General features: G+C 28.3%; 18 protein-coding genes. 14 read left to right on the top strand and 4 right to left on the bottom strand.

Annotated features, from left to right (window positions below):
* The first annotated feature begins 25 nt into the window (after window positions 1-25).
* Genes CRV01_RS03100 through CRV01_RS03115 form a run of 4 tightly spaced genes read left to right on the top strand, consistent with a single transcriptional unit; the run spans window position 26 to window position 3,011 of the window.
* Complete coding sequence (locus CRV01_RS03100) at window positions 26-511, top strand: hypothetical protein (RefSeq protein ID WP_129006786.1); 486 nt, start codon at window positions 26-28, stop codon at window positions 509-511.
* Window positions 512-709 (top strand): YwbE family protein, encoded by a 198-nt coding sequence (locus tag CRV01_RS03105; RefSeq protein ID WP_129006787.1) that lies wholly within the window; start codon window positions 512-514, stop codon window positions 707-709. It abuts the gene before it with no gap.
* Complete coding sequence (locus CRV01_RS03110; RefSeq protein ID WP_258238300.1) at window positions 709-1,158, top strand: YaiI/YqxD family protein; 450 nt, start codon at window positions 709-711, stop codon at window positions 1,156-1,158. The genes CRV01_RS03105 and CRV01_RS03110 overlap by 1 nt, the downstream gene beginning before the upstream one ends.
* A 41-nt stretch (window positions 1,159-1,199) precedes the next feature.
* Complete coding sequence (locus CRV01_RS03115) at window positions 1,200-3,011, top strand: UvrD-helicase domain-containing protein (protein WP_129006789.1); 1,812 nt, start codon at window positions 1,200-1,202, stop codon at window positions 3,009-3,011.
* Between the two features lie 8 nt (window positions 3,012-3,019).
* Here the strand turns inward: CRV01_RS03115 and CRV01_RS03120 are convergent, their stop codons facing one another.
* Together CRV01_RS03120 and CRV01_RS03125 are read right to left on the bottom strand one after the other, a co-directional pair.
* Window positions 3,020-4,021, bottom strand: a complete 1,002-nt coding sequence (locus CRV01_RS03120; protein ID WP_129006790.1) for an endonuclease/exonuclease/phosphatase family protein — start codon at window positions 4,019-4,021, stop codon at window positions 3,020-3,022.
* Window positions 4,022-5,377: a chloride channel protein gene (locus CRV01_RS03125; RefSeq protein WP_129006791.1), complete on the bottom strand. Its 1,356-nt coding sequence runs from the start codon at window positions 5,375-5,377 to the stop codon at window positions 4,022-4,024. It abuts the gene before it with no gap.
* Window positions 5,378-5,549: 172 nt separating this feature from the next.
* Between CRV01_RS03125 and CRV01_RS03130 the strand changes: the two genes are divergently transcribed.
* The 3 genes from CRV01_RS03130 to CRV01_RS03140 are packed head-to-tail and all read left to right on the top strand — an operon-like array spanning window position 5,550 to window position 8,249.
* Complete coding sequence (locus CRV01_RS03130; RefSeq protein ID WP_129006792.1) at window positions 5,550-6,362, top strand: DUF234 domain-containing protein; 813 nt, start codon at window positions 5,550-5,552, stop codon at window positions 6,360-6,362.
* 3 nt (window positions 6,363-6,365) lie between these two features.
* Window positions 6,366-7,445 (top strand): FkbM family methyltransferase, encoded by a 1,080-nt coding sequence (locus CRV01_RS03135; RefSeq protein ID WP_129006793.1) that lies wholly within the window; start codon window positions 6,366-6,368, stop codon window positions 7,443-7,445.
* A gap of 9 nt (window positions 7,446-7,454) precedes the next feature.
* Complete coding sequence (locus CRV01_RS03140; RefSeq protein ID WP_129006794.1) at window positions 7,455-8,249, top strand: alpha/beta fold hydrolase; 795 nt, start codon at window positions 7,455-7,457, stop codon at window positions 8,247-8,249.
* A 1-nt stretch (window position 8,250) separates the two neighbouring features.
* On the opposite strand, the gene CRV01_RS03145 is transcribed toward CRV01_RS03140, so the two are convergent.
* Entirely contained in the window at window positions 8,251-9,012 is a 762-nt protein-coding gene (locus CRV01_RS03145; RefSeq protein ID WP_129006795.1) for an alpha/beta fold hydrolase, read from the bottom strand.
* Window positions 9,013-9,147: 135 nt separating this feature from the next.
* Between CRV01_RS03145 and CRV01_RS03150 the strand changes: the two genes are divergently transcribed.
* The 6 genes from CRV01_RS03150 (at window position 9,148) to CRV01_RS03175 (ending at window position 17,130) form a co-directional block, all read left to right on the top strand.
* Window positions 9,148-11,271: a methyl-accepting chemotaxis protein gene (locus tag CRV01_RS03150; RefSeq protein ID WP_129006796.1), complete on the top strand. Its 2,124-nt coding sequence runs from the start codon at window positions 9,148-9,150 to the stop codon at window positions 11,269-11,271.
* A 247-nt stretch (window positions 11,272-11,518) separates the two neighbouring features.
* Window positions 11,519-11,893 (top strand): 30S ribosomal protein S12, encoded by a 375-nt coding sequence (gene rpsL / locus CRV01_RS03155; protein ID WP_129006797.1) that lies wholly within the window; start codon window positions 11,519-11,521, stop codon window positions 11,891-11,893.
* Between the two features lie 16 nt (window positions 11,894-11,909).
* Entirely contained in the window at window positions 11,910-12,377 is a 468-nt protein-coding gene (gene rpsG / locus CRV01_RS03160; RefSeq protein ID WP_129006798.1) for a 30S ribosomal protein S7, read from the top strand.
* Window positions 12,378-12,392: 15 nt separating this feature from the next.
* Window positions 12,393-14,501: an elongation factor G gene (fusA, locus tag CRV01_RS03165; RefSeq protein WP_129006799.1), complete on the top strand. Its 2,109-nt coding sequence runs from the start codon at window positions 12,393-12,395 to the stop codon at window positions 14,499-14,501.
* Window positions 14,502-14,717: 216 nt separating this feature from the next.
* Entirely contained in the window at window positions 14,718-15,587 is an 870-nt protein-coding gene (locus CRV01_RS03170) for an NAD(+)/NADH kinase (protein WP_129006800.1), read from the top strand.
* 4 nt (window positions 15,588-15,591) lie between these two features.
* Window positions 15,592-17,130 carry an AAA family ATPase gene (locus tag CRV01_RS03175; protein ID WP_129006801.1) on the top strand — a complete coding sequence of 513 codons (1,539 nt, stop codon included), beginning with the start codon at window positions 15,592-15,594 and terminating at the stop codon, window positions 17,128-17,130.
* Here the strand turns inward: CRV01_RS03175 and CRV01_RS03180 are convergent.
* Window positions 17,127-19,040: an ankyrin repeat domain-containing protein gene (locus CRV01_RS03180; RefSeq protein WP_164970008.1), complete on the bottom strand. Its 1,914-nt coding sequence runs from the start codon at window positions 19,038-19,040 to the stop codon at window positions 17,127-17,129. The genes CRV01_RS03175 and CRV01_RS03180 overlap by 4 nt on opposite strands.
* A gap of 134 nt (window positions 19,041-19,174) precedes the next feature.
* On the opposite strand from CRV01_RS03180, the gene CRV01_RS03185 reads away from it, so the two are divergent.
* Window positions 19,175-22,084, top strand: a complete 2,910-nt coding sequence (locus tag CRV01_RS03185) for a cache domain-containing protein (RefSeq protein ID WP_129006803.1) — start codon at window positions 19,175-19,177, stop codon at window positions 22,082-22,084.
* Window positions 22,085-22,121 lie beyond the last annotated feature (37 nt).

Here is a 22,121-nt window from a genome sequence, read left to right on the forward strand (position 1 = left end):
CGCTAATATATAACATAGGACAATCATGGATTTTAATAAATTAGATACTAAAACAAAAGAAGAATTAAGTTCTCAGTTTAAAGAATATTGTGAAACTTTAGGTGGGAAAAACTTCTTTTTAAAAACATTAGAAGAAATAAGAGATATCAAACCAAACCCTTTATTAAATAAAACAGGAGCTTTTCATACAAGTAAAGCAAGAATTTCATTAAGTAAATCTTTATTTAAAGATACTTTTACAACGCTTTTTGACTCAATTAGAAGAGAAGAAAAACTAGGGGATATGCTAGATGGAATCAATCCAAAAGAGTACAAAGTTGTAATGAATATGATTAAAACTTTAAAACCAACTACAGTAACTTTTGAATCAAAAGAGACAGGAGAAACTTTTACTTTTCCTATTTTAGATACAAGTGTTGAGAAGAAGACTAAAGTGACTTTTGCATTTAAAGCATTTTTCTTTTATCATTTAGATGAGGCTAAAAAAGCTTTAGCTTATGAAGATAAATAGATGATAAGAGATCCAAAAGAAAGGGATGATATTAACATTGGATTAAAAGTTAATATTGTTTTGAAAAAAGATCAAAGAACAAATAAACTTACACAAGGTGTAGTAAAAAAACTTTTAACTAACTCTTCATATCACCCACATGGAATAAAAGTTCAGTTAGAAGATGGACAAGTAGGAAGAGTAAAAGAGATTTTATAATGACATTGTATGTAGATGGTGATGCTTTTCCTAATCTTTTAAAACCTATTCTTTTAAGAGCAATTGAAAGACTAGGTTTAAAAACTCTTGTAATAGCAAACAAAAAAATCAATATTGGTAAATCTTCAAATATCACTTATATGGTAGTAGACCAAGGAGCTGATGAAGCTGATAATAAAATTGTTGAGCTTTTACAAGAAGGTGATTTAGTTATTACTGCTGATATTCCCTTAGCTTCTAGGACTATAGAAAAACAAGCCCATGCAATAGACCATAGAGGTTTAGAATATACGCAAGACAATATAAAAGAGTGTCTAGCAGTTAGAAATCTAATGCAAGAGATACGTGATAGTGGTGAAATAACAAAAGGACCAAGTGCCTTTACTCAAAAAGATGCACAGAAGTTTGCAAACTCTTTAAATGCATTTTTGCAAAATTGCAAAATGTAATACTTTATTTACTCCTTTAAATATTTAGATACCATTGCTTTATGAATTTAACTAAAGAACAAAAAGATATTATAAAAGCAGTTAGTAGAAACAAAAATATAAAGATAAATGCTTTTGCAGGTACGGGTAAAACAACTACTTTAAAAGAAGTTGCAAATGAGTATAATGATAAAAGAATTTTATACTTAGCATTTAATAGTGCAATCAAAAATGAAGCAAGCTCGATTTTTCCAAATAATACAAATGTAAAAACAACCCATGGACTTGCATACTCTGCAATTAAAAAATATACACAAATAGATTTAAACTCACTTGTAAATTATCGTGCTATTGATATCGCAAATGAGTTTGAAATACCATACACACAAGCAGTTAGTGCACTAAGAATATTTGAAAACTTTTGTAATAATACTCAAGATGAAATCTCAAAAGATGACACAGAACATAAAACTGCAAAAAAGATGTTTGACCAAATGCTAATTGGTGTTTTAAAACCTACTCATAGTTTTTATTTAAAGTATTACTATCTTCTTATATCAAAAGAGCAAATCCCTCAATTTGAGTATGATATTGTGATGCTTGATGAAGCACAAGATACAAATGAAGTAACTTTAGGTATCTTTGAAGCAATTAGTTCTAAGGTTAAAGTATATGTAGGAGATAGACATCAACAGATTTACTCTTTTAGGGGAAGTAAAAATGCCCTTGATAAAATCTCTTGTGATAAAGAGCTTTTTTTATCTCAAAGTTTTAGGTTCAACGAAGAGATTGCTTCTTATGCAAATACTCTTTTACAAAACTTTAAAAATGAAAAAGTAAATATTCAATCTCACTTAAATCCAAGTTCAAAGACTAAAGAGATAAAAAGTCATGGCTATGTATCAAGAACAAATGCCCAACTTATTTCTATTATTTCAAAAAGAATTGAACAAAGAAATCCTTTTGTAACTGTTAGAAATCCAGAAGAGATATTTAATCTTAGTATTGAAGTATATTATTTACTAAATAACGAAAGTGACCAAATTAGAAGAAACCAATTTTTAAAAGGGTTCAAAGATGAAGAAGAGTTAGCTTCTTATGCAAAAGAAGTTGATGATTTTGAGTTAAGAACAGCAATTAAAGTAGTAAAAGAGTATGGTGAGCGAATTTTTGAGTTTAAAGAGATAGCTATAAAGTTTTATAAAGCATGGCAAAATAGAAAAATGAACAATTTTGAAAGTAGGGTTGAAGAAATACTTTTTTTAACTACAGCTCATACTGCAAAAGGTTTAGAGTGGGATAGTGTAATTGTTGCAGATGATTTCCCAAACTTTGCTGAGCTAATTTTTGATTTGGGATGTGATAGTTTAAAACAGTTTAAAAAAGAGTTAGAAAAATTATCAAATCAAGAGTTAATTGATGAATTCAATCTTTTTTATGTAGCACTTACAAGAGCAAAAAAGAGTCTTGTAAAAGACAGTGAAAATTTTCACTATCTTATGAGTTCAAAGTTAGAAAAACTAATTGACACTAAAATTGATGAAGCAAAAGATAGTTTTGAAAAAGGCGATGAGAAAAAAGCAATTTCAAAAATGGATTATGATGAGGTTCAAAAACTTAAAGAAGAAAAAAACTTACAACAGGGAAAAGCTAAAAAAAGTGGTCTAAAATGGAGTTTAGAAGATAGAGTAAAAGTAAAGAGTTTATTTAAAAAAGATACAAATATTAAGCTTATAGCTTCAAAATTAGAAAGAAGTGAAAGTGCTATATTAGGTGAACTTTTAAAAAGTGAAGTTATAAATAGGCAAGAACAAATTTTCTTATCAAGCCTATTAAAAAATAATCAAAAAGCTAGTAAAAGTAGTCTATCTTAATATACTAGCTAAGAGTTTAAAGTGATTTCACAAATAACTAAAGCATGGTCACTTTGAACTAGGCTTCCATCTTTGTTATCTTTTAAGTGATTATCAAAGACTTCATAAGAGCTTATCTTTCCTAGATGATTTTTATATCTTTTATCAAACTCTTTTGAAACAAAAATATAATCAATAACATTTCCATATGATTGATAATAACTTGTAGGAGTTCTTTTAATCTCTTTTTGTTCTGGATGTGGATTATAAATCTTTTTTTCATATAAATAATAAGCATCATGAAGTAGTTGAAAGTTTTTATCTAAGTCTTCATGGTAAGTTCTATTTGTAAGTGCATCAATACTTAATGAAAACTCTTTGTCATTTAAATCACAAAGACAAATAATAGGTGATTTTGTTCTTTTAAAATCATAATACAAAGAGGAGGTTTCACAAAGTCTTTGTTTTAGTGCAGGGGAATAATCCTTTTCTAAAGCCTCTTTAACTTTTTCTTTTTTCATCTTTAGAGTATCTTTTTTAGTAAAGATATATTCAAACTCATTTAATCTATTTGATTTAAAGTGGTTTACATAAACTGTTATTTCTAAATTGTTTGGAAACTGGATTAAAGCTTTTATAGGTATTCTTGAGAACCTAAATTTACCTTTAAAATTATACTTCTTTAAACTATACCCATTTGCTTTTACTTCAGAGATTTTTTTTATTGGATATTTTGAAGCAAGTGCTAAAGTTGTACTTATGTAAATATTTGGTTTATTTTCATTTACTCTTGGTTTATCAACAGTTGCAAAGTAGTTAAAGCCTAACTCTTTTGTTAATTTTTCTAATTCTTTACTTGAAAAAACTTCTTGGAAACCTATAACATCACAATTCATTTGAGTGATTTTTTCTTTTATCCAAGTTGTTTTTTGTTGCCACTCATCTTGTGTGAATCTTTCTTTTTTTGTGTAATATGAAAAAGAAGGTTCACAAAACTGAAAAAGATTAAAAGTAGCAAATCTTAAGGTCATCTACTTTTTAACTCTCCAGTTAAATTTATTTTTAAAGTTTTCAACTTTACTTCTACTTTTTGTAGTTAAATCTATTTTGCTTTCTTCTATATTATCTCCAAAATCAATATTTAACATATCTGATTTTGAGAATTTTAAAATTTGAGAAGGGAATACACTTCTATGTCCAGTAAGTAAGAATGTAATCACTGCACTAACAGCAGCATAGTGAGCAATTTCAACTCCAAAAAGTTCTACTGCCATAATAGTTGCTGCAATAGGAGCATTAGTTGCCCCAGCTAAAACACTTGTAAATCCAAGTGCAGCAAATAATGCAAGATTATCTCCTAATAATGTTCCAAAGAAATGTCCACTTGTAGCGCCCACATAGAATATTGGAGTAATAACTCCTCCACTTCCTCCAGCTCCTAAAGTCACAGAAGTATATAAGGTTTTAGCAATAAATGAGTACCACGGAATATCTTCTATAAGTTCAGGATTTGAGAAAAATAGTTTTGAAATAGTATCTAAGCCTAATCCAAAGAATTGATCTCCAATAAAAAATGATAATATAACAAGAAAAAGACCACCAATAAATGCTTTTATATATGGATTTAGTTTTATTGCTCCAATTGTTACTTCAGCTTGTTTTACAAATATTATAAAGAAATATGAAATTAAACCAAAAAATACACCAGCAGCTGCAACTTGGAATATAAGACTTAAGTCAAAAGGAAGAAAGTCCATTACATAGTAAGTATAATGAACACCTAAAAGTTTGGCTGTAGTATAAGCTGCAAAACCAGCAATAAATGAAGGTAATAAGACATCATACATAATAATACCTACAATTAATACTTCAATTCCAAATATTGCACCTGAAATAGGTGTTCCAAATACTGAAGCAAAACCAGCACTAATACCACAGATTACAAGTTTTTTTCTATCTTTTGCAGAAAATTTTGCTAATTTTGAGATAAATGAGGCAGCACCAGCACCAATTTGAGCACCCGGTCCTTCTTTACCTACAGAACCTCCTGTAAAAATAGTAATAACTGTTGCAACAAGTTTTATAGGAATAACTGCAAAATCAATTTTTCCTTCTTTTTTATGAACAGCTTCAATAATCTTTTCAGTACCATGACCTGAAGCACTAGGTGCAAAAGTTCTAATAAGATATACAGTTAACATTAAACCAAAGGGAAGTAAATAATATGAAGGAAAGGGCAGAAATTCTTTAAAATCATCTGATTCATGAATAATATTTAAGAAAAACGTAACAATAGCTCCAATTACAACACCTATTACTGATGATAGGAGCACCCATTTTAATACACTAAAAAATATAACTGATTGTTCGATAAGATGTTTTTTCATTGAGAATACTTTGCTAAATAAATGTCTTTTTTTATTTTATCAAAATAATATGTTATTTATCTGATATAATACGGTAATTTAAAAATTTAAAAAAGGCTTTATAATTATTTTAACTAATAAAACTTTAAATGAACAGTTTCAATACTTTTGTGAAACAAATAAACCAAAAGATATGCAAACAGCAGTAAATTATTTTGCAGTATTTGGTGGACTAGATGTTAAACTAGATTTAACTAAACCTTTAAGAACATTGATAATAAGACATATCTTGGATGAATTTTATGAAATTCATGATTTTATAGAAAAAAAGACTAAAAATTCTTCTTTATTTCATAAAATATTAACAGGAATCTCTTTAGGTGATAGAAGAATAAATAGTGCTTTTAAAAGAAGCGATTTAGATTATGATGAAGCAATAGATTGTATTGATGATTTGGAAGATTTACAATTTATTACTGAAGAAACTTCAATGGACTTTTTAACAAATCAATTTGAAAAAAATGAATCAGCGGATAAACTTCTTTTTACTACACCATTTTTAAGGTTTTGGTTTGCTTTTGTTTCTCCTTTATATAAAGGAATAGCAAGAGAAGACTACAATGAGTGTTTCAAAAAATTTGATAACTACCAATCTGAATTTATGGATTTAATTTTTGAACAATTATGCCATGAATATACAAAAGAAATTTTTTCAAATGATGAAATTGAAGAAATAGGAAGATATTGGGATGATGAAAAAAGAGAGATAAATCTTTTAGCTGAAACTTCTAATGGAAAAGTTATAGTTGGGCTTTGTAAATATACAAACTCAAAGATGAAAAGTAGTGATGTAAATAGACTAAAAGAGTTATGTTTAGAGTTAGACTTAGTACCTGATTATGTTGTTCTTTTTTCAAAAAGTGGTTTTACCAATGAATTGAAGTCTCAAAAGAGTGAGAACCTTAGATTATTTACAGTAAAGAGTTTAAAAGCACTTATTAAATAGTTTATGAAAAATATTATTGATCAAAGTTATATTAACTATAAAGATAAAAAGTTAGTAGAAGAGTTTATCTTTTCAAGGAAAAAAAAGTTTATCTTAGGAATTAATAAATTTACAAAATCTATTCAAAAACATATAGAAGTAGATGGAGTGATTGATGACTTTACAAGAGTTCAAAGCTCTAGAAAAAAATCTATTTATAAAATAGAAGAGATTCCAAAAGATGCTCTTATTCTTTCTGTTTCTACAGGAAGTCCCTTAGAAGTGAAAAAAGAACTTGATAAAAGAGGCTTTGAAAATATAAACTATCTTAGTTTTTATAAATATTCAGGTCTTGACTTAAAAGAACCTCCTTTTATCTGTGACTTTGAAGAAGACTATAAGAACAATAAATTAAAATATGAAAAGGTTTATTCTTCTTTATGTGATGAAAAATCAAAAGAGGTCTTTACAAAAGTTATAAATTTTAAAATAAGTTTTGATTTAAAGTTTATGGATGGTTTTACAAATAACCATGAAGAACAATACTTTGATAAAGATTTAATACCACATATAAAAGATATTGTTTTTTTAGATGGTGGTTCATATGTTGGAGATACTCTTCTTTTTATAATAAAAAACTTTCCTGACTATAAAAAAATATACTGTATAGAACCAAATAAACTTCATATAAATATTGCAAAAAGAGATTTTGGGACTTGTGATAGAATTGAGTTTATAAACTGTGGTTTAGGGAAAGAAAAATTAGTAAGAGATGAGAATACTCATATAAAACACCATGGAACACATGATTACCAAGCTTTAAATATAGATACAATAGATAATCTAATACAGCAAAAAGTTGACTTTATCAAACTAGATATAGAAGGTGCAGAACAAGATGCTTTAATAGGTGCAAAAAATACTATTAAAAAGTATCAACCTATCTTAGCTATTTGTATTTATCACAAAGCCCAAGATTGGTATAAAGTTCCAGAGATAGTATTAGAAATTTGTTGTGAATATGATATTTATTTAAGACACTATATGGAAGGAATATATGAAACGGTTATGTATTTTATTCCTAAAAGATATTCTTTAAAATAAAGGTTTATTTTGGCTATTAAAAGGTATGAATATGAAAAAAACTATTTTTTAGAGTATAGCGATTATAACAGTTCTTGTTCAAAAACTCTTGTTATGCTTTATGGAACTTTTGGAACTATAAAACAAGATGAGTTAGCAAAGTTCTATGAAAAAAAACAGACCAGACTTATAGTTATAAGCCGTGTAGGTTATGGAAACTCAACATATAAAGAACTGGAAAACTACCTTGAATATGCAAATATAATAATCAAACTTCTTGATAGTTTACAATTAAAAGAATTTTCACTTTTAGGAACTTCTGCTGGAGCGTTACACTGTTATTGTCTTGATACTTTGATTTCGAATAGAATAAAAAACATCTTTGTATATAGTTCTATGGCAGCAGTTAATGAAGAAGAGGTTATTAAATGTTATGGTAATTATGAACAGATAAAAAGATTTTATGAATTTTTTGCAAAACAAAGCAATAAACAAAATGGTGATTTTATGTTTAATTTTTATAATGAGATTTTTGATGAAGAGTTTAAAAAAAGCCATAGATATAAAGATACAATTGCAAATGAGAATAAAGCTTTAGGTCAAGAAGTAAAACTACAAAGCAAGTCTTGGGGCTTTTCTATAAAAGATGTAAAGACAAAAGTATATTTACACCATGCAAAAGATGATAGGGAAGTTCCATATCAAGCAGTAGAACAAACAGCAAAAATACTTAAGAACTCTTCTTTGAAATTAGTAGAAAAAGGAGGTCATAATAATAAGACTTCCTTTTTTGATTTTAATGAGTTTTTATCTTCAAAACTTTAATTTATATTTTTAAAATAAACTCTTCTACTTTTGTAGCAAAATAAACAGGACACTCTATCATAGGATAGTGTCCTGCTTCCATACACTCTATTATTTCAAAATTATTATAATAACCTTCAAACTGTTTTCTTATATTGTTTTTATGAAAAGCAGGTAAATCATGATGCCCTACCATTATTTTTATAGGCACCTTTATATTCTTTGCTTCTTCTATAAAATCAGTTGTAAGATACATAGTCATATATCCAGTTCTAGCTTCTAAGGTTGAAGACTCATATCCCATTTTGATTCTATACTCTTTCCATGGTTGGTTATATCTTTTACTTGCACTTTCAACAACATGTTCGATTAAGTTTTCATTTTTTTTCATACTTTCAATTAATTTTGCTTGTGCAGTTGGTTTCATTTTTATACCAGCTGCAGAGATAGGAGTGATTAAAATTAATTGTTTAACTCTATTGTCTATCAAAGCAAGTTTTTGAGCTATCATTGTTGACATTGAGTGTGCAATAATATGTACTGACTCAAGGTTTAAATGGGTGATGAGGTTTTTAACATCATTAGAAGCTTCATTGCATGAATATTCACCTTTGAACTCTTTTGATAAACCATAACCTCTTAGGTCTGTAAAATAGTATGTGAATTTTGTAGTATCAAGATATGGAAATATTGCTTCGTAGTTTTTACACGAACCCATAAGTTCATGTAAAACAATTATACAAATATCTCCCTTACCTATTTTTTTATAATTTATTATAGACATAAAAGCTCTTTATTTTTATTTGAATTTTAGTGTGTTATGCCTTAGACTCCATAAAAATTAAATAAATATAAAATTCTTATATTAATATTATACTTTTATTGTATAATTAGAATAAGAAATTTAAAAGGGGAAAAAATGAATGTTTCAAGTATAAAATCAAAGCTTTTGATATTATTATTTATAAGTATTTCTTGTGCATTTCTTATAATTGGATATAAAGATGCTTCAAGTAAGTATGAAGTCGAGTCTTCTTTAGTAAAGAAAGATGAATCAGCATTAGCCCAACAAACAGCAAAATTTATTAATGATTATCTTCAATCAAAGCTTACTGTAGTAGAGTCTGTTGCTACTATGATTGAAAATGAAAATCTTTCTATAGATAATAAAGTCTTAGTAAATCAACTTATGCTTGGCAAAAGAGCAGGTGATTTTGCAAGTATGTATCTTGGAATAGAAGAGAGTGGAGATTTAGTTAAATTTAATGGTGTTTTAAAAAGTATCGCAACTATGAATTATGATGCTAGAATTAGACCATGGTATAAAAAAGCCGTAAAAATAAAAAGTTCAGGTGTTACAGAACCTTTTGTTGATAATACTACAAAAAGATTAGTTATTACAGTTTTTGCCCCATATAAAAAAGATGGAAAATTTATAGGTGTAATAGGTGCAAATATATTTTTAGATACTGTAGTAAATCAAATATTAAATTTAAAATTAGGTGAAGATGGATTTGCTTATCTTTTATCTAATGATGGAAAAGTGATAATTCATAAAAATAAAGAATTATTAAAAAAAGATAGCCTTTTATTCAAAAGTATTAAAACAGATGAAGATAATAAGTTCGCAGAGGCTAGTGAAAATGGAGTTGAAAAACTTGTAGCTTATAGCAAAGTTCCTATTCCTTCTTGGTATTTAGTTGTTGAAATAGATAAAGAAGGAGTATATAAAGAAATAAATAAGCATATTTATACACAAGTAGCTATTTATTTAGTATTATTAATTATAATCTTATTGCTTTTATATTTTTTATTAAAAAGATTATTGAATCCAATTAATACTCTAGAATCAGGGCTAAATGACTTTTTTGAATACTTAAAGGGTAAAAAAAATACTGTAGAGCCATTAAATATTAATACAAACGATGAATTTGGAAATATGGCAAGAAAGATTGACGAAGAAATAGAGTTTGTAAAAGAGGGTATAGATAAAGACAGATTATTAATTGAAAATGTAAAAGAAGTAGTTACTAAAGTTAAAAATGGAAATCTAGATGTTCAAGTAGAAAAAACTTCTTCAAAAGAATCATTAAATGAACTAAAAGACATTTTAAATGAAATGATAGATGCAATTAGTAAAAATGTAAATAATAATATCAATACAATTTTGTCTGCACTTAAAAACTACTCAAAACTTGATTTTGAAAAAAATATAGATAATGCTACTGGTGAAGTTTCTAAAGGGTTAAATGGATTATGTGATATTATCAATGAGATGTTACAAGAAAACCACCAGTTAGGTGTAACATTGGAAAATAATGCAAAACAACTTTTAGAAAATGTAAATACACTTAATAATTCATCAACAGACACGGCAGCTTCATTAGAAGAGACTTCAGCTTCAATTGAAGAGATAACTTCAACTATTGTTGAAAATACTCAAAATATTTCACAAATGGCAGTTTATTCAAATAACTTACTTAAATCAATTAGTTCAGGACAAGCTTTAGCAAAACTAACAGTTGAATCTATGAATGAAATAAATGATCAAACAAGTGCAATTGCAGAGGCAATTACAGTAATTGACCAAATAGCTTTCCAAACAAATATATTATCTTTAAATGCAGCAGTAGAAGCAGCAACGGCAGGTGAAGCTGGAAAAGGTTTTGCAGTTGTTGCAGCTGAAGTTAGAAACCTTGCATCTAGAAGTGCAGAAGCAGCAAAAGAGATAAAAAATCTAGTAGAAAATGCCACAATAAAAGCAGATACTGGTAAAAAGAATGCAGATGAGATGATTAGTGGATATGCACAGTTAAATGAAAATATAAATAAAACTACGCAATTAATATCTCATGTGGAAGTTGCATCAACAGAACAAAAACAAGGAATAGAACAAATCAATGATGTAGTATCAAGTCTTGATTCAAGAACTCAAGAAAATGCTAATGTTGCAAATCATACTTATCAAATAGCAATGGATACTTCTACTATTGCTAAAAATATTATTGAAAATGTAAATAAAAAGAAATTTAGGAAATCATAAAAACAAGGCTATCTTTTAGCCTTGTTTTTATAAATGGTTCAAAGTTTTAAAAGAAAGAAAACATACAGCTATATTTAGTTACTAAGCCTAATTTAATTTTATTTTAAGTATAATCTCTAACTTTTTTAGAAAACTCAACGTTTCCTAGAATGGTAGTATCGTTTTGATTATGTAGCTTAACATATGTCAAAGTAGACGAGAAGCATGAGCCGCTTTAAAGCTCAAACCAAATTTTATAAGGAAAAAAATGCCTACTATCAATCAACTTGTTAGAAAAGAGCGAAAAAGGGTGATTAAAAAATCTAAATCACCAGCTTTAGACAAATGTCCACAAAGAAGAGGAGTATGTACAAGAGTATATACAACTACACCAAAGAAACCTAACTCGGCTTTAAGAAAAGTTGCAAAAGTTAGATTAACAACTGGATTTGAGGTTATCTCATATATCGGTGGTGAGGGTCACAACTTACAAGAACACTCTATCGTATTAGTTAGAGGGGGAAGAGTTAAGGATTTACCTGGTGTTAAGTATCACATCGTTAGAGGTGCTTTAGATACAGCTGGTGTTGCAAATAGAACTGTTGCAAGATCTAAATATGGTACTAAAAGACCTAAGAAATAAGTAGAAGGATAAGATAATGAGAAGAAGAAAAGCTCCTGTTAGAGAAGTAATGGCTGATCCTATCTACAATAGTAAAGTGATCACAAAATTTATTAATACTGTAATGTTAGATGGTAAAAAATCTACTGCGCAAAAAATTATGTATGGTGCAATTGCAAACTTAGATGCTAGAGGTGAAGAAGCTGGTATTGAATTATTTGAAAAAGCAATTGAAAATGTTAAACCACTTTTAGAAGTTAAATCTAGAAGAGTTGGTGGAGCTACATATCAAGTTCCAGTTGAAGTTAGACCTGTAAGAAGACAAACTTTAGCTTTAAGATGGATTGTAGACGCTGCTAGAAAAAGAAATGAAAGAACAATGGTAGAAAGATTAGCAAACGAATTATTCGAAGCTGCTAATGACAGAGGTGCATCATTCAAGAAGAAAGAAGATATGCACAGAATGGCAGAAGCAAACAAAGCATTTGCTCACTATAGATGGTAATAGGAAACAATTAACATGGCTAGAAAAACACCACTTAACAGAGTTCGAAATATCGGTATTGCTGCACACATTGATGCAGGAAAAACTACAACAACAGAAAGAATTTTATTTTATACTGGTGTATCTCACAAAATTGGTGAGGTTCACGAGGGTGCTGCAACTATGGACTGGATGGAACAAGAGCAAGAAAGAGGTATTACAATTACTTCTGCTGCTACTACTTGTCACTGGCCTCACCCAAAAACTAATGAGCAACTACAAATAAACATTATTGACACTCCAGGTCACGTTGACTTTACAATTGAAGTTGAAAGATCTATGAGGGTTCTTGATGGTGCTGTAGCTGTATTCTGTTCAGTTGGTGGGGTTCAACCACAATCTGAAACAGTTTGGAGACAAGCTAATAAATATAGAGTACCAAGAATGATATTCGTTAACAAAATGGATAGAACTGGTGCAGATTTCTATATGGTTGAAAAACAAGTTTCTGAAAGATTAAAAGCTAATCCAGTACCTATTCAATTACCAATTGGTGCTGAAGAAAACTTCCAAGGTATAGTTGATTTAGTTGCAATGAAAGCTATTGTTTGGGATGAAGATGCAGCTATGGGTTCTAACTACCACGTAGAAGAAATTCCAGCAGATATGATGGACAAAGCAGAAGAGTATAGAGAAAAAATGATCGAAGCTGCTGCTGAGTCTTCAGAAGAGTTAATGGAAAAATACTTTGAAGAAGGTGAATTATCTGAAGAAGAAATTGTTGCAGGTCTTAAAGCTCAATGTTTAGCTATGCAAATTACTCCAATGACTTGTGGTACTGCATTTAAAAACAAAGGTGTTCAAACTTTACTTGACGCTGTTGCAATGTATTTACCAGCTCCAACAGAAGTTGCTGATATTAGAGGTGAAACTCAAGATGGTGAAGCTGTAATTGTACCTTCTTCTGATGAGGGTGAAGTTGCTGCATTAGCATTTAAAATTATGACTGACCCATTTGTTGGACAATTAACATTTACAAGAGTATATAGAGGACAATTAGAGTCTGGTACTTATGTAATGAACTCAACTAAAATGAAAAAAGAGAGAATCGGAAGATTACTTAAAATGCACGCAAACAACAGAGAAGAAGTTTCAGAACTTTATGCTGGTGAAATTGGTGCAGTTGTTGGTCTTAAAACTACAATTACAGGTGATACTTTAGCTTCTGATAAAGATCCAGTTATCTTAGAAAGAATGGAATTCCCTGAGCCAGTTATCTCTGTTGCAGTTGAGCCAAAAACAAAAGCTGACCAAGAGAAAATGGGTATTGCTTTAGGAAAATTAGCAGAAGAAGATCCATCATTCAGAGTAAATACTGATGAAGAATCTGGTCAAACTATTATTTCAGGAATGGGTGAATTACACCTTGAGATTCTTGTAGATAGAATGAAAAGAGAATTCAAAGTTGAAGCTGAAGTTGGTGCTCCACAAGTTGCTTATAGAGAAACTATTAAGAACCCAGTTAAAAATGAGTACAAATATGCTAAACAATCTGGTGGTAAAGGTCAATATGGTCACGTATTCTTAGAGATCAACCCATTACCATCTGATTCTGAAGAAAACTTCAAGTTTAATAACAACATTAAAGGTGGGGTTGTACCAAAAGAGTATATTCCTGCAGTTCAAAAAGGTTGTGAAGAAGCTATGGCTGGTGGTATTCTTGCTGGATATCCAATGGTTAATATTGAAGTTACTTTATATGATGGTTCTTACCACGACGTTGACTCATCTGAGATGGCGTTTAAATTAGCTGCATCAATGGGATTTAAAGAGGGTTGTAGAAGTGCTGCTGCACAAGCTGTAATCTTAGAGCCAATGATGAAAGTTGAAATTGAAACTCCTGAAGAGTATATGGGAGATGTTATCGGTGACGTTAACAAAAGAAGAGGACAAGTTCAATCTATGGATGAAAGAGCTGGTGTTAAACTAGTTACTGCAATGATTCCATTATCTGAAATGTTCGGATACTCTACTGACTTAAGATCTATGTCTCAAGGTAGAGCAACTTACGGTATGTTATTTGATAACTATGCTGAAGTTCCAAAGAATGTTTCTGAAGAAATCATTACTAAGAGAAATGGTTAATCACGTTAAGTAAGAGTGAATTGCTTCACTTCTTTAGTGATTAACGAGATTTACTTTGTTTAATAGAAATCTATGATTTCGTAATTAAACAGTAAATGTCAGAACTAATAGCGTTTAAAGCTCAAGCTTCGGCTTGGGCTTTTTTTATACCCACTGCTTTTTAACTTTTAATTAGATAAAATCTCTACAAATTATATAATCAAATAGGAAAAATATTTGAAACTTACAAGAAGTGCAAAAAAGCTTAAAACCAAAAGTAAAGCGGGAATCATCTTAAAACCAGAATCGCCTGAAATAGGAAAAGAGTACTTTGAAATAGTTGATTATTTTAAAGCCCATAATATAGAAACTTTTTTAGAAGAAAAAAGTGCGAAAATGCTTAATCTATATAATGGTGTCTCATTAGAACAATTATGTGAAAAAGTTGATTTTTTAGTATCAGTTGGTGGAGATGGTACTTTATTATCAGTTGTAAGAAACTCATTTAGATATAATATCCCAATCTTAGGTATTCATATGGGAACACTAGGATTTTTAACTGATATTGTGTATGAAGAATTACCAAATTTTTTAATTGACTTTTTCAATAATAATTATAGAATTGATAATAGAATGCTTGTAGAATGCCAAGTAAATGATAAAACTTTTGTTGCTTTTAATGATATAGTTATTTCAAGAAAAACTGTTTCTTCAATGATTAAAATCAAAGCAAAAATTGATGGTGCTTCATTTAATAACTACTATGGAGATGGTGTTATTATATCTACACCTACAGGTTCAACTGCATATAATTTATCAGTTGGTGGACCTGTTGTTTATCCTTTAACAGAAGCTTTTATTATAACACCTGTTGCACCTCATAGTCTTACTCAAAGACCACTTGTAATGCCAGCAGATATAGAGATAGAATTTAAGATAAAAGATGAACAAGGAGCTGTTTTATTAATTGATGGTCAAGATACTTATGAAGTTGATAATAACACAGTAGTAAAAGTAACTATTGCCAAACAAAAAGCTAAGCTAATACATAGAACTAAAAGAAACTTTTTTGAAGTTTTAAATGATAAATTACAGTGGGGTAATTAATTTTATGATTGAAAGAATTTATTTAAAAGATTTTCTATCGTTTAAAGAAGTAGAAATGGAACTTGATAAAGGTTTAATAGTTTTTACAGGTCCATCAGGAGCTGGTAAATCAGTTTTAATGCAATCTATTTTATCTTTATTTGCCATAACTGAGAGTAAAGCAAGTTTAGGAGAAGTATCATTAATAGATTCAAAGATAGAAGATGAAGCTTATGATATTTCAAAAGATGATGATATTGTAATAAAACAAATAAAAAAAGATAAAGTAAGATTTTTTTTAAATAACCAAACTGTTTCTAAAAAGAATTTAAATACCTTTTCAAAGAAATTAATTAAACATCTTCATTTAAAAGATACAAGTGATTTTGATAGTAAAAAACTAATTGCCTTTTTAGACTCGTTATGTATGAAAAACAATAAAGAGTTTAAAACATTAAAAGAACAATTTGATAAAGAGTATAAAGAGTTAGAAAAAACAAGAAAAGAGCTTGCAAAGATTAAAGAAGATGAATTAAAATTAGAAGACTTAAAAGAGTTTGCCAAGTTTGAAATTGAAAAAATTGATAGTATAAATCCAAAGGTTGATGAATTTGAGGAACTTGATTCTATAAAGAAAAAATTATCAAAAAAAGAGAAAATAGAAGAGGCAATAAAACTAGCTAGTCCTATTTTTGATTATACTTCTCATGTAAATAGTGCATTAGAATTATTAGATGAAGATTCAAGTTTCTTTGATGAGAGTATAAATGAAGTAAATAATATATTTGAGAAGTTTAATGACTCATTATATGAACTAGAAGAGTTAGATATTGAAACAGTTTTAGATAGATTAGAAAAACTATCTTCGTTACAAAAAAGATTTGGTTCTATTGAAGAAGCAATTGCTTATAAAGAAGAGAAACAAAAAGAGTTAGATGGATATGAAAACATCTCTTTTGAAAAATCTGTTTTAGAAAAAAATTTAAAAAAATTGCAAGAAAGTATTTCAATTTTAGTTGACAAAATCTCTTTATACAGAAAAGAGTCTGTAGAAATTTTAGTTGAAAAAATAAATCATTATCTAAAATATCTATATCTTTCAAATGCAACAATTACATTAGAGAAAAAAGAGTTAGACCACACAGGTATAGATGAAGTTATTTTTGAATTAAATGGAGTGAATCTTGATACTATAAGTAGTGGTGAGTTCAACAGACTAAGACTTGCACTATTAACTTCTATTAGTGAATTTGAAATAGTAAACAATGGAATACTATTTTTAGATGAAATTGATGCTAACTTAAGTGGTAAAGAAAGTTCAGCCATTGCAACTGTTTTAGAAAAGCTATCACAAAACTATCAAATATTTGCAATATCTCATCAACCACAATTAACATCAACTGCTGATATTCATTTTTTAGTTGATAAAAAAGATGGTATTTCTAGTGTGAAAAAACTTGATGATAAATCAAGAGTAGATGAAATAGCAAGAATGATTAGTGGTGAAGATATAACAGAAGATGCATATACTTTTGCAAAGAATCTTTTAGAAAAAAGAGTTTAAGAAGAAACTTCAAACTCTTTTTTCATATTTGAGATAAGTTTTGTAACTTTCTCTTTTTTAATTGGATCTTTAGTACCTTCTAAAACTTTTGGTAAGGTATCATGGAATTTTTTTAAGAAGGTTAAAATATATTTTGTTTTTTTGTGGGGGTTATTAATATGAGCCCCTTTTTCTAACATCTCTGAAACAATTTTTGTATAACCTAAAAATGCTGCATAGTTTATAGGTAAAACTCCAAACTTATCAGGGGTATTTAGTAATTCTTGGCAATGAGCAAAAATATATTTAAACATTTTTAAATCATTTTTCCAAACTGCATTATGAAGCATATGTCTGCCTTTATTATCAACTGCTTTTAAATTTGCTCCATTTTTCATTAATATTCTAACTACATTAATATCTAGGTCTAATATAGCTTTATGTAGAACAACACCTCCAAAAGAATCTTTTGCATTTACATTTGCCCCAAGTAGTAAAATTGTATTTAGATTATCATAATACTTTTTCTTTTTTACTTCATTTTCTTCTTTTAAATTCTCTTCCATATATTTGTAAAGAACATGATAACCTTCCATATCTGTTTGATTTATATCTGCTCCATATCTAATAAGTATTTTGATTAAATCAAAGTTGCCATATCTTAAAGCTTCAAAAAAGTATGGTTCTCTTTTTGAATTAAGCATAGTAAGGTTTGCATTTGTATTTTGCAAAATTGCTTCAAATAGCGTAATATAGTCCGTATTTGAGCTAATCTCTGGGAATCTTGGTTTCTTTTCACTTTTAACCGTTAATATAGCTTCAATTAATTTTTCAATTGCTGTTACACTATCTTTATCTTTTATATTTGGATCTGCACCAAAATCAATTAATATTTGATTTATTTCTGTAAAACTTGAGTTTTGAATAATAGATTGGCTAAGTGCAGTTTGTCTATCTCTATTTTTTATATTTATATCAACTTCACAATCAAGTAAAAGATTTAATATTTTTACAGATTTATATTTTACAGGAAGAGACACAGCTGTTTCATTGGCATAATTACAAGTATCTAAATTAATTCCACTATTTGCAACTATTGGTATCATATTAGTTAGATTCTCTAACTCTTTAACTTCTTCCTCATAATTTTCAACAATTCCGTTTTCTATTTTGTACTCTTTTTCTAAAACAATAGACAATAAATGCAATAGAATATTATTACCTTTTTCATCAACATGATTAATATCGACAATTTGAGTAAAAGGAGCAAATAACTTTTTACTTTTAACTCCATTTTCAACAATATAAAACAAAGCATTTCTTTGATGTTTATCTTCAACACTAAACTTATTAAATCTAGGAATTAACAGTTTAAAAATTTTTTCATCTAAAAATGTTTCATTGTAAAAAAGTATCTCTTCTTTATTTTTTAAGTTTTTATTATCAAGAATATCTTGAACAATCTCAATTGATTTATTCTTCACTGCAAGTTGTAGAAGGGATAAACCTTTATGGTTTTTTTTATTTACATCTGTAATCTTAGTTTTAATTTTTTTATAAATTTCAACTAAATTGTTTTCAATAATATATTCAACAGCTGATGTTTTATCATAGTCTAACTTATTTACATCAACATCATACTTTATAAGTTCTTCAATGCATTTAACATAATTATATTTGCAAGCAATTAATAATGCAGTTTGACCTTCTCCATCAACATCTCTTACATTTATACCATTTTTTAGAAGCCAAGCAACAGCTTTATGATTATTTTCTAATGTTGCAATATGTAAAAAGTTTTGTAAATTTTGATTTGTATGATTAATATTAATATGTTCTAAAATTGAATTTGCTTTTGATTCACTAAAGTTTTTACTTTTTATTTCTGTAATTAAATCATCAGCAGTTTTTTTAAATAGTTTTCCTATCATTTTTTCTCCATTAAAATTGGATTTTAACATAAATAAAGAAAAATAAAAATAATTTTTACAAATTCTCTAAGTAACTTGACAAATTTTGTTTTTAAAAGCTAAAATATATCAAAATAATGAAAAGGGATGCTAATATGGGGGGATTATCTATCAAAGGTAAATTGCTGCTTATTTCTTTAGTAGCAATAGTACTAGTTGTAGTTACAACTGAAGTACAATCTATTTACTCAATAAAAGAGTTATCTAAGAAGGACGTTGAAAAATTTAGAAAGGAAGCTTACTTAAAAAAAGAAAAAGAGTTGCAAAACTATGTTTCTTTAGCAATGAAAACAGTTGATTCTTATTATAAAAGAACAGCTATTGACAAAGTAAAAGTTGAAATTCAAGAGGATATTAAAAAGCATACAGGCTTTCTTTTTTCAATCTTAGAAGCAGAGTATATTAGATTAAATGGAAAAATATCTCAAGATGAATTAAAATCTAGGCTTAAAAGTATTGTAGAAGGAACAAGATACGGAAAGACTGGATATTTCTGGATCAATGACACTGATGCAGTAATGGTAATGCATCCTATTAAACCTCAATTAAATAATAAAGACTTATCTGAATTTAAAGATAAAGGTGGGAAAAAGATCTTTACAGAATTTGCTAATGTTGCAAAAAAAGATTCAGAAGGCTTTGTTGATTATGTTTGGCCTAAACCAGGCTTTGAAAAACCACAACCTAAAGTTTCTTTCGTAAAGTTATTTGAACCTTTTAATTGGGTCATTGGAACAGGTGAATATGTTTCAGATGTTACCGCAAATCTTAAAAAAGAGGCTTTACAAGCTATTAAAAATATGGGATATGGAAATAATGGATATTTTTGGATTAATGATTCACATCCTAAAATGATAATGCATCCAATCAAACCTAGTCTTGATGGAAAAGATTTATCAGCAGTAAAAGATAAAGCAGGAAAATTTTTATTTAATGACATGTCAAAAATTGCTAATGCTAAATCTGAAGGTGGTCTTATTAAATATATGTGGGAAAAGCCAGGTAAGGATGTGCCTCAACAAAAATTTTCATTTGTGCAAAAATTTGAGCCATGGGATTGGATTATTGGTACTGGAGAGTATGTAGACGATGTAGAAGATAGTATTGTTGCAATGGAGAAAAGAACTATTGATGAAATTAATTCAATTATTAAATACACATTTGTTTTTATCTTAATTTCTATTATTATCATTTACATTATTTATTCATATTTAATAAAAAAAGTAATTACTAATCCATTAGAAGATTTAAAAGATGCAATAGAAAATCTAAAAAGTTCAAATAGTAATAATATGATTGAGAAAAAGAATGATGATGAAATTGGAAAAGTTGTTGATTCTTTTAATGGTTATATAAAATCTTTACAAGATGAGCAAGCGCAAGATGCTATTGTAATTGATGAAGTAAAAGATGTAATACAAAAAGTAAATAATGGATTCTATGTTTATAAAGTAAATGCAACTTCAAGTAATCCTCAAATACAAGAGTTAAGAACTTCTATTAACGCTATGATTGAAGGTACTAATGTAAAACTTGAAGAAATAAACAAAATCTTAATTGAGTATGGTAATTCTAATTTTGATTATAAAACAAGTAGTAAACATGCTGTATCAAATGGTATTATTGGTTCTATTTTCACAAGTACAAAACAACTAGGTGGAACTGTATCTGAGTTTTTATCTATGATTACAACTACTGGTGAGAAATTAAATAATGATACTGATGTTTTATCTTCATCTTCATCTACATTATCAACTTCAGCTAATGAACAAGCTGCAAGTTTAGAAGAAACAGCTGCTGCGGTTGAAGAAATTACTTCAATTATTAAATCAAGTAATGAAAAAGTAAATAGAATGTCAATTTTGGCAAATGATTTAAATAAGTCAGCTCAAGATGGTCAAGAATTAGCTACTAAAACAACAAGTGCAATGGAAGAAATTGATGTGCAAGTTAGTTCAATTAATGAAGCAATTACTGTAATTGACCAAATTGCATTCCAAACAAATATTCTTTCACTAAACGCAGCAGTTGAAGCAGCAACAGCAGGTGAAGCTGGAAAAGGTTTTGCAGTTGTAGCAGGGGAAGTTAGAAATTTAGCCAATAGATCTGCTGAAGCAGCAAAAGAGATTAAAGAGTTAGTTGAAAGAGCAACTAGTAAAGCAAATGAAGGTAAGCAAATTGCTAATAATATGATTGGTGGTTATGCTGACTTAAGTTCTAAAGTAACTGAAACAATCGGATTAATTTCAGATGTAAACAGTGCAAGTAAAGAACAAGAAACTGGAATTGTTCAAATTAATGACGTTGTAAACTCTTTAGACCAAGCTACTCAAAAAAATGCTGAGTCTTCAACTCAAATCAGTAATCTTGCAAATGAAGTTGCAGGACTATCAACAAATATGCTTGAAATAGCAGATAGAGCAAACTTTAATAAAGAAAAAAAGAATGAGATTTGTGATATTAATCTTGTCTTTGAAATTGCAAAACTTAAAAATGATCATATTAAATTCAAAAATGATAACTTTGCAAAAGTAGGAAACTCAAATAGTTCTTGGAAAGTTAAAACTTGTAAAGAGTGTGACTTTGGCAAATGGATTTTAGAACAAGAAAATAAAGGAAAAGATTTTACAAAAACTTCATCTTGGCCTTCATTAAAAGAACAACATGAAAATGTACACAAAGCAGTACAAGAGTATGTTGATGAAAATGCTAAAAATGCTTCAAATGATAAATTAGAAATGATTTCTAAAAAGCTTGAAGATTCTACTCAAAGTTTATTTGATATGATGGATAATATAAAAGTAGAGCATTGTAAAACTTATACTCAAGATGTGCATGTTGAAAAAAAACCTTCAATAGAACCTAAAAAAGAAACAGTTATAAAAAAACATGTAGAAAGTGAGGTTTCTTCTTCTAAAAAAATAGAACCGAATACAAATCCTACTTCAGCAAAAAAAACTATAACTGCAAACAATAATGACGATGATGAGTGGGAAAGCTTCTAAGAAGCTTCCTTCTTCATCTGTATAAGCAAAATCTTAT

Source organism: Arcobacter sp. CECT 8983 (genome assembly GCF_004118855.1).
Classification (GTDB): Bacteria; Campylobacterota; Campylobacteria; order Campylobacterales; family Arcobacteraceae; genus Halarcobacter.